A 13,557-nucleotide genomic window follows, 5' to 3' on the forward strand; every position below is an offset into this window, starting at 1 on the left:
CTCAACGCCAAAGCGCGCTGACCGGCGTCTGCCAATCGTAGTGATGAAGAATCTGCGCTTGCAGCAGCTCCGCCGTCGCCAGTGAATCGACCAGGGCGTGGTGCCCGGTATAGGCAGGAAGATGGTAACGCTGGCGGCTCTCGTGCAAACGGATCGACGCCATCGGCCTTCCCGCCCAGCGCCGCAACCTCGCCCACAAGGACTGGCGATGGAGTCGCGCTTCCAGCGACATGGTGTCGATCATCGGCATCAGCAGCCCTTCGCCCAGCCGCTCGCGAATGGCCGCATCGAGGAAGGTTCGTTCCAGCTGGCGATAGTGCACGACGACCAGCCGCCCGGCCAGCAGGCCCAGGAGATCGTCGATGATCGTGGCGAAGTCGGGCGCATCCGCCACCTCGGCGTGGGTAATGTGATGGAAGGCGACCGATTCATCGCTTAGCTGGCGCCGCGGTGACAACACCCAGTACCTCCCGTCGGCAGGACGGATCCGCGACAGGGTGAACGGCATCACGCCGACGCTGACGATGTCATGACGGCTGCCGTCCAGCCCGGTGGTCTCGAAGTCCATCGCGACCAGCGGCGCCTCGCCGATGGGCGTCTCGGGATCCAGCGTGCCCTGGGCGAAGAAGCTCGCCAGGCGCGATTCACTCGTCCGCTGAGCGCGGGCGGCGAGATAATCCGGCCAGTTTGGCTCGACCTTCGATTTCATCGCGAATCGCGGAATCATCGACGGCCCCGGGCGTTATCACCGGCAGAGGCAGCGCCCTGCTTGGTTGGCATGATATAGCGGAAGGAGAGGAACTTCTGGGCGTTGCTGATCGCCTCGAAGGCATCCTTGAGATGATGTCGTTCTCGGCTGTCGATATTCTCCGGATCGACGCTGTTGTCGGGTTCGGCGCCCTGCTCGATCGCGTCGGCCTGATGGCGAATGCGCACGATCGACATGAATTCGAAGGCGTAGCGCAGGCGTTCGGTGACGCCGTCCGCCAGCAGTTTGGTCTCGGCGATATCGTCGAGGCGGGCGAAGGAGTTCTGGGCTTTCGAACCGCACGCCAGCGCATGTACGCGGACCAGATCGGTCAGCGGCGCGGTGCCTCGGCGCTTGAGATTGATCGATTTGCGGTGCTCGCCATCCTGATCCATGACGAACTGGCGGAAGAACCCCAGCGGGGGCGTGCGATTCTTGGCATTGCGCGCCAGCGCCGCCAGGAAGATCGGCCGCTGCGGCGCCAAGTCGGCGATCAGATCCTGCAGGACTTCGACCATGGGCGCCTCGCCATGCACCGAGGCCAGATCAAAGAAGATGGAACTGTGCAGCAGGCGCTCGCCGTTGGGTTCGTCCATCCACTCGGTGAAATACGCTTTCCAGACCTGCAACGGCTGTCGCCAGCGCGGATTGGTCGCCATGATGTCGCCCTTGCAATAGGGATAGCCACAGGCGGCGAGCCCGTCGCAGACGAACGTGGCCAAGGCTTCGAAATACTTGCCGTGCCGAGCCGGGTCATAGCTGTCATCGATGACCAGCGCGTTGTCCTGATCGGCATTGATGGTAGGTTCTTCCCGTGCCATCGAACCCAGCACCATGAAGCAGTAGGGTACCGGTGCCGGCCCCAGCTCGTGCTCCGCGAGTTCGATCAGGCGCTGCGTAAAGGCGCGGCCGATCGTCGCCAGCGCCCGGCAGACCATTTCGGAATTGGCACCGTCGGCGACCATCCGCACGAATCCCGTGCGTACCTCGGGCGACAATCGCGCGAGCTGCTCCGGGCTGTTCTGGACGAAGATATTGTTGACCAGAAACAGGCTGCTGTGGGTCTCGTGTCGCACGATATCGGAGAGATGCAGCACGCCCACCGGCTGGCGTCGATGCAGCACCGGCAGATGGTGCACCTGGTTGCGCAGCATGCTCAACATCGCTTCGTAGACCGATTCGTCGGACTGGATCACGATGACCTTACGCGACATCACCTCGCCCACCGGCGTCTGTGACGACTTGCCTTCCGCCAGCACGCGGGTACAGAAATCACGATCGGTCAGAATGCCGTTGAGCTGCCAGTGCCGGCCATCGGGCCCCGTGAACGTATAAGCCGACTGTGTCTCGGTGACATCGATCACCAGCACGCAGGTCGCGTTGGCATCGCGCATCTGCTGGGCGGCCTGCTGCAACGAGGTAGCGGCCTCCACCATCTGCGGTTGCCGATTGATCAGCTTGCGCACCCGGGTCGTCATCAGACCGCTGTCGTCGCGCTGCTGCTCGACCGTGACCTTGAGACGCTGGCCGCCGGTTTCCACGAACTCGGCAAAGTCGTCGTCCTCTTCGCACACCGCTTCGAAGACATCGCCGGGTATGAAATAGATCAGCGTGTCCTCGATCGCGCTGATCGGATAGCGCACGCGTCGATTGCTGCGCAGTAGATCCGAGTAACCGAAGATGTCCCCTTCGCTGAGGCGGTTGAACAGCCGACCGCTGCGTTGATACATCTCCACCGCACCACTGCGGATGTACCAGAGCGATTCGATCGTTTGATCCTTGACCAGCAGCTCGCTGCCGGCTTGAAAATAGCGAATCTCGACCTCGCCGGCGATGCGATCGAGCAGCGCATCGGGGAGATTATCAAATGGCGCGAACTGCGCCAGGTGACCTCGAATATCCAGTTGCTCAACGTTCATGCGTCCCTCCCCGTGGCGAGCTCTCATTGTCGAAGGGCCAGCAGATGGCGTCAACGACGGCCCGGCTACATTCGCGCGATGGCCTTCGCAGCCGAGGCCGCTTCGAAGATGCCTTGTGTCGAGACATCCGCCACGGTTGGCGGCGTCGAGATCACCCTCGTGAGGGAGGTAGAACCAGCAGGGTTGGAGACGACGGTCAGGCGCTGTCGGCCTGGGAGAGTGGCGTCGGATGCTTGCCTTCGACCCAGCCCAGGCTGCCGCTGGCGCTCGGCTGGAACCACTCCAGGCGGCTTGCCAGCTCGACCACGCTGCCGACGACGATCAGCGTCGGCGGTCTGGGCTGATGATCGGCGAGACTGCCAGGCAACTGCGCCAACGTGCCCAGGTGCACACGCTGATTGGCAGTCGTCCCCTGCTCGATCAGCGCCAGTGGCGTGGCGGCATCCATCCCGTGTTGAACCAGACGCTCACGGATCAGGTCCAGCGCCCCCAGCCCCATGTAGAAGACCAGCGTCTGGCCGCCGCGTGTCAACGCCGGCCAGTCGAGATCGCAGCTGCCGTTCTTGAGATGGCCGGTGACGAATCGCACCGACTGGGCGTGATCGCGATGGGTCAACGGGATGCCCGCATAGGCCGCGCAGCCGGCGGCCGCGGTAATGCCCGGCACCACATCGAAGTCGACGTTGGCCGCGACCAGCGCTTCGAGCTCTTCACCACCGCGACCGAAGATGAACGGATCACCGCCTTTGAGCCGAACCACCCGGTTGCCCGCCCTGGCCCAATCGACCAGCGCCTGATTGATCCCCTCCTGGGGCACACTGTGCCGAGAACGCGCCTTGCCGACGTAGAAACGCTTCGCCTCGGGGTTGGCCAGCGCCAGGATTTCCTGGCTGACCAGCCGGTCGTGAACCACCACGTCCGCGCGTTGTAGCTGCTTGAGCGCCTTCAGTGTCAAAAGCTCCGGGTCGCCCGGGCCGGCGCCGACAAGCGAGACGTGCCCTCGCTGCCAGTGACCGCCAGCGGGTTCCGCAACATCCTGAACGGTCACTCGCGGTGGCAACCGCACGCTGCAAAGCGCCGGATGCGACGGTACGAAAACCGGCACATCGGCCTGTCGCGCAACGCTGGCGAGATGCCGATCACATTCGCCGTCGCCACTGGCGACCAGCCACAGCTGCCCCGCTGCGGGGACCGGATCGGCGTCGCGCGATTGCCACTCCCGGTCCCGGCACAAGGATGCCAGGGCAGGCATCATCGACGTCGCGTGTACGGTCACGCCCGGCATCAACCCGGCGATTCGCTGCGCCAGGGCCAGCGCCTCGCTGCCGCCACCGATCAGATGCACGTCGAGACAAGCCGGGTCGTATTGGAGGGTGAGCGAGTCGATCACGGGGAAGCTGCCAGGTTGAAAAGCGTTTCGAGCCATCGCGTCTGCGCCACTGGGTACTCGCAGCACGTCTCGACAAAGTCTAATGCCGCGGGGCCAACAGGACAAAGTAACGCTTTTTTGTAGGGTTATAACCAAACGCTCCCTCATGCCGATTGGCTATGAGGGAGCGGTCGCCTAGCTGAAGTCGATGACACCCGCCGGCGTCAGTCGACGTTCAGCCGTGTCAGGCCGCCCATGTACGGCGCCAGAGCCGCCGGCACGTCCACGCTGCCATCGGCGTTCTGGTAGTTTTCCAGCACCGCCAGCAGGCAGCGACCTACCGCCAGCCCGGAGCCGTTCAAGGTATGGACCAGCTGCGGCTTTTTCTGCTCGGCGCTGCGAAAACGCGCCTGCATCCGTCGCGCCTGGAAGTCCTCGCAGTTGGAGACAGAAGAGATTTCCCGGTAGGTTTCCTGGCTCGGCAGCCACACTTCCAGATCGTAGGTCTTGGTGGCACCGGCACCCATGTCACCGGTGCACAGCGTCACCACCCGATACGGCAGCTCCAGCGCCTGCAGAATCGCCTCGGCGTGACCGCGCATCTCCTCGAGCACGTCGTAGCTGGTCGCCGGGTCGACCACCTGCACCATCTCGACCTTGTCGAACTGGTGCTGACGGATCATGCCGCGCGTGTCACGACCGTAGGCACCGGCCTCGCTGCGAAAGCACGGCGTGTGGGCGGTCAGTTTCAGCGGCAGTGCGGCGTGGTCGAGAATCTCGTCGCGCACGAAGTTGGTCAGCGGCACTTCGGCCGTCGGGATCAGGTAGTAGTCGCTGTCGGCGAGCTTGAACAGATCCTCGCCGAACTTTGGCAACTGGCCGGTACCGGTCAGCGTGTCGGCGTTGACCATGTAGGGCACGTAGCACTCGTCGTAACCGTGATCCCGGGTCTGGGTGTCGAGCATGAACTGGGCCAGCGCCCGGTGCAGGCGGGCGATCGGCCCGCGCATCACGGCGAAACGCGAGCCGGTCAGCTTGGTCGCCATCTCGAAGTCGAGATAGCCGAATCGAGCGCCCAGATCGACATGGTCGCGCACCGTGAAATCGAACTCACGCGGCGCTCCCCAGCGATGCAGCTCGACGTTGTCGCTTTCATCCGAACCTTCGGGCACGTCTGCATGCGGCAGATTGGGCAAGCCGGCCACCAGATCGTCCCAGGCCTGCTGCACCTCGGCCAGCTCGCGCTTGGCATTGTCGAGATCGTCGCCGAGCTGACCCACTTCCGCCAGCAGCGGCTGGATGTCTTCCCCTGCCGCCTTGGCCTTGCCGATCGATTTGGAGCGCACGTTACGCTCGTTCTGCAGCTGCTCGGTCCGCGTCTGCAGCTCACGACGCCGGGACTCGAGCGACTCGAGCCTGGCCGTGTCGAGAGTAAAGCCCCGCAGGGCCAGGCGTTGGGCGACGAACTGCGGATCGCTACGCAACAGCTTCGGATCGAGCATGACTGGGTTCCGTTGATTGAAATAGACAGTTTGAAATGGAAAACCGTGGCGACAGGAGGCCGACCACCTACAAAAGCCGGTGGACGTCCTGATGGCCATTCTTTGCAAGGGTAATATTGTAGGGAAAACCCCACCCCGGCACCATGCGCGAGCGGGGATTCGTGCCACACCGCCATCGGGCGCGCTAAACTGTTCGCCCTCGAGCGCCGAAAGCGCTGTGAACCGACAACCTGCCTGGTGAATCACACCCGGCGACGGCCGCCTGACCGGCCCGACGTGATGGCTTGATGCATGACAATGATGACACGCCTTGACCCGGCCAGCGCCGAACTGACGCTATCCGAGTGCTATCGCCGATTCCTCGCCGAGCTGGCCGCCGCCGGCTTTCGTGGCGATATCGCCGATGACGCCGCCAACCGCACCGTGCTGGCCACCGACAACTCGATCTACCAGCGCTTGCCAGCGGCCGTGCTCTATCCGCGCGACGCCGCCGATCTCGCGCTGATCGCCCGACTGATCGAACGAAAGTCCTATCGCCAGATCGTGCTCGCGCCACGTGGCGGCGGCACCGGGACCAACGGCCAGTCGCTGACCGACGGCCTGGTGGTCGATGTCTCCCGCTACATGAACCGGATTGTCGAGATCGATGTCGAGAACCGCCGCGTGCGGGTACAGGCGGGCGTGGTCAAGGATCAGCTCAATGCCGCGCTCAAGCCGCACGGCCTGTTCTTCGCGCCGGAGCTCTCGACCTCCAACCGCGCCACGATCGGCGGCATGATCTCCACCGATGCCAGCGGCCAGGGCAGCTGCGAGTACGGCAAGACGCGTGATCACGTGCTGGCACTCGATGTCGTACTGCCCGGCGGCGAGCGACTCGAGAGCGAACCGCTGGACGATGCGGCACTAACCGCCATGTGCCAGCGCGATGACCGGGTCGGCGAGATCCATCGCACGGTCAGCGATATCGCGACCACCGAGCGCGAGCGGATCGCTGCCGTCTTTCCGCCGCTCAACCGCTGCCTGACCGGTTACGACCTGGCCCACCTGAGCGACGAGCAGGGTCGCTTCGATCTCAACAGCGTCTTGTGCGGCTCCGAGGGTTCGCTGGCGCTGCTCAACGAAGCCACGCTCAACGTGCTGCCGCTGCCCAGGCATTCGACGCTGGTCAACGTGCGCTATGCGGGTTTCATGGAGGCGCTGCGCGATGCCAAGGCGCTGATGGCCGAGGGCAGTCCGACCTCGATCGAGACGATCGACGATCGCGTGCTGACGCTGGCGATGGAGGATTTCGTCTGGGACAGCGTGGCGGAGTTCTTCCCTGCCGCCGTCAATGACAATGGTGATCGAGGCGCGCCGATTCGCGGCATCAATCTGGTCGAGTTCAACGACGACGATCCGCAACGCTTGGCCGAACGCGTCAACGCTTTTACCGATCATCTGGGCTCGGATGCCAGCGTCGAGCGGCTCGGTTATACCCTGGCCGAGGGTCGCCCGCAGATCGCCCGGGTGTATGCCATGCGCAAACGCGCCGTGGGGCTGCTCGGCAACGCCAAGGTCGATGCCAAGGGCGAGAAACGTCCGATCCCGTTCGTCGAGGACACGGCGGTGCCGCCCGAAAGCCTGGCCGACTATATCGCCGAGTTCCGCCAGTTGCTGGACGCCCGCGGCCTCGAATACGGCATGTTCGGCCACGTCGATGCCGGCGTGCTTCACGTGCGCCCCGCCATCGACATGAAGGATCCGGCCCAGGCGTGCCTGATTCGCGAGATATCCGATGAGGTGGCGGCGCTGACCCAGCGCTACGGCGGCCTGCTGTGGGGCGAGCACGGCAAGGGGGTACGCTCCGAATACTCGCCGCGTTTCTTCGGCGAGCTCTACCCGGCCCTGCAGCGGGTGAAAGCCGCATTCGATCCCTACAACCAGTTCAACCCGGGCAAGATCGCGACGCCGCTTTTTATCCCGCCCGATGATGCGGGAAAGACGTCTTTTCCCAGCCCGACCGAAGCCGTGGGCAAGGCGGAAGATACCATCACGCACTCCGCAGCGCCGGGAGAGAGGTCAGGCGAGATCGGTATCGTCGACGGTCATGATCCCGGGCTGCTGGCGATCGACGGCGTGACCACTCGCGGCGAGCTGGACCGTCAGATCGACGAGCGGGTGTGGCAGGAGCACGCCAGCGCGGTCTACTGCAACGGCAACGGCGCCTGCTACAACTACGATCCTTCCGACGCCATGTGCCCCTCCTGGAAAGCGACGCGCGATCGCGTGCACTCTCCCAAGGGGCGTGCCAGCCTGATGCGCGAGTGGCTGCGCCGTCAGGGCAACGCCGGTGTCGACGTGCTCGAGGTAGCGCGGGAGCAGCGACGCGGCGGATTGGCCAGCTGGCTGCGAGCCCAACCGGGCAAACTGCAGCGTGCCGTCGCCCGACGGCGCGGCGAGGCGGACTTCTCGCATGAAGTCTACGACGCCATGGCGGGTTGCCTGGCGTGCAAGTCCTGCGCCGGTCAGTGCCCGATCAAGGTCGACGTGCCGGACTTCCGCTCGCGCTTTCTGGAGAGCTACCACAGCCGCTATGCCCGGCCGCTGCGAGACTATCTGATTGGCGGACTCGAGTTCGTCGTACCGCACCTGCAACCGGTGGCGCCACTCTACAACGCACTGCTCGACAACCGCCTGGTCGACCGTTTCATGGCGAAACGTCTGGGTATCGTCGACAGTCCCAAACTCTCACGCGCCAGCCTCCGCAAGGTACTCGACGCCTGGGGCGTTGCCGAAGCCACGCCGCTGACGCTGGGCAGACTGACCGACGCACAGAAGCGCCGCAGCGTGGTGCTGGTGCAGGACGCCTTCACCAGCCACTTCGAATCGCGGCTGGTCCTGGATGTGGTCGAGCTGCTGTCGCGCCTGGATATCCATGTCTTGGTGGCGCCTTTCCAGCCCAACGGCAAGCCGCTCCAGGTGCAGGGTTTTCTCGGTCGTTTCGAACGCGTGGCCGACAAGCAGGCGCTCGGGCTCAAGGCGCTTTCCCGCTTCGGCGTCCCGCTGGTGGGCATCGATCCGGCGATGACGCTCACCTACCGCCAGGAGTACGTCAAGACGCTGGGGCCGCAGGCGGTGCCGGAGGTACTGTTGCTGCAGGAGTGGCTGCTGTCGCTGGGGCCATCGATCCTGCCACGTGGCTGGACCGCCGAGGCGATCGGGCAGCCCGACCCGGGCTATCGGTTGTTGAGCCACTGCACCGAGAAGACCAACGCTCCGGGCAGCCCCAAGGGCTGGCAGCAGCTGTTCGAGCGCTTCGGCCTGACCCTGGATCTGGTCGCGACCGGCTGCTGCGGCATGTCCGGCACCTACGGTCACGAGGCGCGCCACCGCCAGACCTCGGAGACGATCTACGATCTCTCCTGGCGCGACCCGGTGGAGGACGACGCCAACGCCGGCCGCCTGCTGGCGACGGGCTACTCGTGTCGCAGCCAGGTCAAGCGACTCTCGGCGCAGACCTTGCCTCACCCGCTGCAGGCGCTGCTAAAAAGACTCAAGATCGCCGAGGTATCCCGCCATTGAACTGACGAGGGCAGCCTGGACGATGACCGCGCTGCCCGCCGACATCATTGACGACCCTCGGTTTTCGCCAATCAGGAGCGAACCCCATGTCCGATCCGATGCACCTCGTATGCCCCCACTGCCATGCCGTCAACCGGGTCGCCAGCGCGCGCCTGAACGAAAACCCCAACTGCGGACGCTGCCATAACGCTCTGTTCAGCGGGGCGCCGCTGGCGCTGGATTCGGCCAATTTCGATCGATTCGTGTCACGCAGCGGTCTGCCGATCCTGGTCGACTTCTGGGCCGACTGGTGTGGCCCCTGCAAGGCAATGGCGCCCGGATTCGCTCAGGCCGCCAAAACGCTGGAGCCGAACATCATCCTGGCCAAACTGGACACCGAAGCCGCCACGGACATCGCCTCGCGCTTCGGCATCCGCAGCATTCCGACGCTGATCCTGTTTCGGGATGGGCGAGAGATAGCGCGCCAGGCCGGCGCCATGGGCCAATCGGATATCGTCGACTGGACCCGGCGACAACTCGTCACACCCTGAAATCCCGGCCGCTTCCCGGATTCGACATTGCATCGCCGCGTTGCCGCGGCTAGTCTGCGCGGCTTTTGTCACGCTCCGGAGAGACCGCCATGGAAAATGCCGCCCTTGCCCTCAGTGGCATCGGCCTGCTGGCGCTGGCCTGCCAATGGCTCGCCTGGCAGCTCCGGGTGCCGGCCATTCTGCCACTGCTGATCGCCGGCATTGCCGCCGGCCCGGTCACCGGCATCCTCGACCCCGATGCCGTGCTCGGTGAACTGCTGTTTCCGCTGGTGTCTCTGGCCGTGGCGGTGATCCTGTTCGAAGGCGCATTGACGCTCGATTTCCGTGAACTCCGCGGCCACGGCCGCACGGTCAGCCGTCTTGTGACCTGGGGCGCGCTGATCACCGCACTGATCGGTATCGCCGCTGCGCATCGGGTGCTGGGGCTCTCCTGGGAGATGGCCAGCGTGCTGGGGGCGCTACTGGTGGTGACCGGCCCCACGGTGGTGCTGCCGCTGCTGCAGACGCTGCGTGCCCGCGAGCACGTCAGCCAGATACTGCGCTGGGAAGGCATCCTGATCGATCCGATCGGCGCCATCGGCGCGGTGCTGGTCTACGAGTTCGTCGCGCTCGGGCTCTCCAACGGTGCGGCAGCGCACACCCTGCTGAGTTTCGCCCAGACCGCGGTGATCGGCTTCGGCCTGGGCACGGCCGGTGGCTATCTATGGGGCAGCGTGCTGCGTCACTACTGGCTACCCCAGCGACTGCACAGCTTCGGCACCCTGATGATCATGCTGACGCTGTTCACCGTTTCGAACCTGCTGTTCCATGAGTCCGGCCTGCTGACCGTCACCGTCATGGGGGTGTGGATGGCCAACATGCGCGGCGTGCCGACACAGCCGATCCTGGAGTTCAAGGAGACGCTGTCGATCCTGCTCATCTCGGGGCTGTTCATTCTGCTGGCCGCCAGGCTGAGCCTCGCCCAGTTGAGTCTGCTGTCCTGGGAGGCGTGGGCGTTTCTGGCCATTCTGGTATGGGTGGCGCGACCGCTGGCGGTTTGGCTGTGTACCTGGGGAAGCTCGCTCAGCTGGCGGGAAAAGGCACTGCTGGCGTGGCTCTCTCCGCGTGGCATCGTCGCCGCGGCGGTGGCCTCGCTGTTCGCGATTCGCCTGGAAGCGCTGGAAGTGCCCGGCGCCGAGCTGCTGGTACCGATCACGTTCCTGGTGATCATCAGCACGGTCGTCGTCCAGAGCCTGTTTTCGCGACCGCTGGCCCGGTTTCTGAAAGTCAATGCGCCGACGGCGTCAGGCTTTCTGATCATCGGCGCCAACCCGGTCGCCCGGGCCTTCGGCGCCGCCCTGCAGGAAGCCGGCTTCGCGGTGAGGCTCTGCGATCACAACTGGGACGCGATTCAGGAAGCGCGCATGGCGAGCCTTCCGACCTACTACGGCAACCCGCTGTCGGAGCACGCCGCTCAGCATCTGGGTCTGGCCGGTATCGGCCATCTGCTGCCGCTGTCGCCCTATCGCGAACTCAACAACCTCGCCGCACTGCATTTCGAGCACATCCTGGGTCACGGCAAGGTCTTCCGGCTGGCGGTAGAGTCTTCCCGCAACGCTCGCCGCCATCATCAGCAGGCGCTGGCGCATCTGCCGCTGCTGTTCGACGGTCATACGACCTTCACTCGGCTCTCCAGTCTGATCGGCCAGGGCGCCGTGGTTCGCCATGCCAACATCAGTGACAATTTCGATATCGATGACTATCGACGCATCCATCACGACCGTCTGTTGACGCTGTTCACGCTCTCGACCAGCGGCCGGATTCGCATCGCCACGGCCGGCAAGCCGCTCAACCCGAAAGCCGGCGACACCTTGATCAGCCTCATCTTTCCGGATTCGCCGGAGTTCTGACCGGGCCTTGCCGTCACCTGCGGGTGCGACGCAGCCCGACTGTCTGTGCGCATATCCGCTCGTGCAATGACAGACGCCGCGCCTCGAGACGATCTCGGGGCGCGGCGTCTGGCTGAATGCCGTGAACCCGTTCACGGCGACTCTGGCGGGATTATCGAAATCCGGCGCTAGAAGAACATTCGGCGTAGCGCACTGCCGGGCTCTTCCTCGCGCATGAATGCCTCGCCGACCAGGAAGGCGTTGACGTCGAACTCGCGCATGCGCTCGACGTCGTCACGGTTGTGAATCCCGGACTCGGTGACGACCGTCACTCCCCGAGGGATACGCTTGAGCAGCTCGAAGGTCGTGTCCAGCGAGGTCTCGAAGGTTCGCAGATCACGATTGTTGATGCCTACCAGCGGCAGATCCAGCGTCAATGCGCGTTCGAGCTCGAAGATGTCATGCACCTCGACCAGCACGTCCATGCCCAGGGCCGTGGCCTGTTGATGGAGATCCTTGAGCTGCTCGTCGCTGAGTGCTGCCACGATCAGCAGGATACAGTCCGCGCCGATCCCTCTGGCTTCGGCGACCTGATAGCCGTCGATGATGAAATCCTTGCGGATCACCGGCAGCTCGCACGCTTCCCGCACGGCGATCAGGTAGTCCTCGTGGCCTTGAAAATAGTCGGCGTCCGTCAATACCGAGAGACAGCTGGCGCCTGCCGCCGCGTAGTCGACCGCGATCTCGGCGGGCCGAAAGTCCTCGCGAATGACGCCCCTGGAGGGTGACGCCTTCTTGATCTCGGCAATCACCGCGGGATCGCCACCCTCGATACAGGCATTGATTGCCGCGACGAAATCGCGCGGTGCGCTCTGCGCTTTCGCCCGCTCGAGCCAGGCCTGTTCGCTGACGGCCGGGCGCCGTTCGGCGATCTCCTCACGCTTGCGCGTCAGAATCTTGGCCAGAATGGTCGGCAGTGCACTATCGGCGGCATCGGTCATCGTAGAGAATCCTGTTGGGCTTGTTCAGCGAGGAGAACTTATGGGGCAAAGACACGAGTAAAGTCGGAAAGCTCCTTGAGCTTCTCCAGCGGCAGCTTGGAAGCCTGCGCGTCCTGAGCCATCAGCACGCCCTCCTTGAGGGAATCGGCGATACCGGCCGCGAACAGTGCCGCACCGGCGTTGAGCGCGACGATATCTCCCGCGACACCCTTGCCGACCAGGGACTCCTTGACCAGCTTCAGACTGTCTTCGGCAGTCACGACCTTTAGCGGCTCGAGCGACTGTCGCTCGACGCCCAGCGACTCGGGCGTGATGGTGTACTCCCGAATCTCGCCATCGCGAAGCTCGGCAACCCGCGTCGGCGCCGCCACCGAGATTTCGTCCAGACCATCCTCGGCATGAACCACCAGCACATGCTCGCTGCCCAGTTTGCGCAGCGACTCCGCCACCAGCGGTACCAGATGCGGTGCGTAGACACCCAGCAGCTGATTGGGGGCGCCGGCCGGATTGGTCAGCGGGCCGAGGATATTGAACACCGTGCGAACCCCCATGTCCCGCCGCGGGCCGATGGCATGGCGCATCGCCTGGTGGTGCCGCGGGGCGAACATGAACCCGACGCCGACCTGTTCGATGCAGCGTGCGATGGTTGCCGCGTCGAGATCGAGATAGATGCCGGCCACGTCGAACAGATCCGCACTGCCGGCAGAGGACGAGACGCCCCGATTGCCGTGCTTGGCGACATGGCCGCCGGCGGCCGCGACGACGAAACTCGACGCCGTGGAGACATTGAAAAGGTTGGCGCCATCGCCGCCGGTGCCGACGATATCGACGATGTTGTCGCAATCGATCGACACCGGATGCATCAGTTCACGCATCACCTGCGCCGCCGCCGTGATCTCGTCCGCGGTCTCCCCTTTCATCGCCAGCCCGATCAAAAAGCCGCCGATCTGGGCCTCGGTCGCCTCACCCGTCATGATCGCCTGCATCACGGCGTGAGTCTCGTCGAAACTGAGATCCTGCCGGCGCATGACCGCACCAATGGCATCCCGCATTTGCATG

General features: G+C 64.6%; 9 protein-coding genes. 3 read left to right on the forward strand and 6 right to left on the reverse strand.

Going from position 1 to position 13,557, the window contains the following annotated elements:
* Nucleotide 1: 1 nt before the first annotated feature.
* The 4 genes from BTW07_RS11390 to serS form a co-directional block, all read right to left on the reverse strand.
* Entirely contained in the window at nucleotides 2-709 is a 708-nt protein-coding gene (locus BTW07_RS11390; RefSeq protein WP_232823773.1) for a 3'-5' exonuclease, read from the reverse strand.
* 14 nt (nucleotides 710-723) lie between these two features.
* Entirely contained in the window at nucleotides 724-2,667 is a 1,944-nt protein-coding gene (locus BTW07_RS11395) for a DUF294 nucleotidyltransferase-like domain-containing protein (protein WP_075570301.1), read from the reverse strand.
* 196 nt (nucleotides 2,668-2,863) lie between these two features.
* Nucleotides 2,864-3,715 (reverse strand): uroporphyrinogen-III C-methyltransferase, encoded by an 852-nt coding sequence (gene cobA / locus BTW07_RS11400; protein WP_075570473.1) that lies wholly within the window; start codon nucleotides 3,713-3,715, stop codon nucleotides 2,864-2,866.
* A gap of 545 nt (nucleotides 3,716-4,260) precedes the next feature.
* The gene (serS, locus tag BTW07_RS11405; protein WP_075570302.1) at nucleotides 4,261-5,538 is read right to left on the reverse strand and encodes a serine--tRNA ligase; all 1,278 of its coding nucleotides are present in this window, start codon (nucleotides 5,536-5,538) and stop codon (nucleotides 4,261-4,263) included.
* A 297-nt stretch (nucleotides 5,539-5,835) separates the two neighbouring features.
* Between serS and BTW07_RS11410 the strand changes: the two genes are divergently transcribed.
* The 3 genes from BTW07_RS11410 to BTW07_RS11420 all read left to right on the forward strand — a co-directional run bounded on the left by BTW07_RS11410 (nucleotide 5,836) and on the right by BTW07_RS11420 (nucleotide 11,518).
* The gene (locus tag BTW07_RS11410) at nucleotides 5,836-9,099 is read left to right on the forward strand and encodes an FAD-binding and (Fe-S)-binding domain-containing protein (protein WP_075570303.1); all 3,264 of its coding nucleotides are present in this window, start codon (nucleotides 5,836-5,838) and stop codon (nucleotides 9,097-9,099) included.
* Nucleotides 9,100-9,185: 86 nt separating this feature from the next.
* Entirely contained in the window at nucleotides 9,186-9,629 is a 444-nt protein-coding gene (trxC, locus tag BTW07_RS11415) for a thioredoxin TrxC (RefSeq protein WP_075570304.1), read from the forward strand.
* A gap of 89 nt (nucleotides 9,630-9,718) precedes the next feature.
* Nucleotides 9,719-11,518 (forward strand): cation:proton antiporter, encoded by a 1,800-nt coding sequence (locus BTW07_RS11420; protein ID WP_075570305.1) that lies wholly within the window; start codon nucleotides 9,719-9,721, stop codon nucleotides 11,516-11,518.
* Between the two features lie 167 nt (nucleotides 11,519-11,685).
* Here the strand turns inward: BTW07_RS11420 and trpC are convergent, their stop codons facing one another.
* The gene (gene trpC / locus BTW07_RS11425; protein WP_075570306.1) at nucleotides 11,686-12,498 is read right to left on the reverse strand and encodes an indole-3-glycerol phosphate synthase TrpC; all 813 of its coding nucleotides are present in this window, start codon (nucleotides 12,496-12,498) and stop codon (nucleotides 11,686-11,688) included.
* 38 nt (nucleotides 12,499-12,536) lie between these two features.
* The gene (gene trpD, locus BTW07_RS11430) at nucleotides 12,537-13,556 is read right to left on the reverse strand and encodes an anthranilate phosphoribosyltransferase (RefSeq protein ID WP_075570307.1); all 1,020 of its coding nucleotides are present in this window, start codon (nucleotides 13,554-13,556) and stop codon (nucleotides 12,537-12,539) included.
* Between the last annotated feature and the right edge of the window lies 1 nt (nucleotide 13,557).

This window comes from Salinicola socius (assembly GCF_001937195.1).
Taxonomy (GTDB): Bacteria; Pseudomonadota; Gammaproteobacteria; order Pseudomonadales; family Halomonadaceae; genus Salinicola; species Salinicola socius.

What these genes read in the sequence shown, in the direction of transcription:
- BTW07_RS11390 (WP_232823773.1), bottom strand. Translation starts at nt 709, where the DNA reads ATGAAATCGAAGGTCGAGCCAAACTGGCCGGATTATCTCGCCGCCCGC.
- BTW07_RS11395 (WP_075570301.1), bottom strand. Translation starts at nt 2,667, where the DNA reads ATGAACGTTGAGCAACTGGATATTCGAGGTCACCTGGCGCAGTTCGCG.
- serS (WP_075570302.1), bottom strand. Translation starts at nt 5,538, where the DNA reads ATGCTCGATCCGAAGCTGTTGCGTAGCGATCCGCAGTTCGTCGCCCAA.
- BTW07_RS11410 (WP_075570303.1), top strand. Translation starts at nt 5,836, where the DNA reads ATGATGACACGCCTTGACCCGGCCAGCGCCGAACTGACGCTATCCGAG.
- trxC (WP_075570304.1), top strand. Translation starts at nt 9,186, where the DNA reads ATGTCCGATCCGATGCACCTCGTATGCCCCCACTGCCATGCCGTCAAC.
- BTW07_RS11420 (WP_075570305.1), top strand. Translation starts at nt 9,719, where the DNA reads ATGGAAAATGCCGCCCTTGCCCTCAGTGGCATCGGCCTGCTGGCGCTG.
- trpC (WP_075570306.1), bottom strand. Translation starts at nt 12,498, where the DNA reads ATGACCGATGCCGCCGATAGTGCACTGCCGACCATTCTGGCCAAGATT.
- trpD (WP_075570307.1), bottom strand. Translation starts at nt 13,556, where the DNA reads ATGCAAATGCGGGATGCCATTGGTGCGGTCATGCGCCGGCAGGATCTC.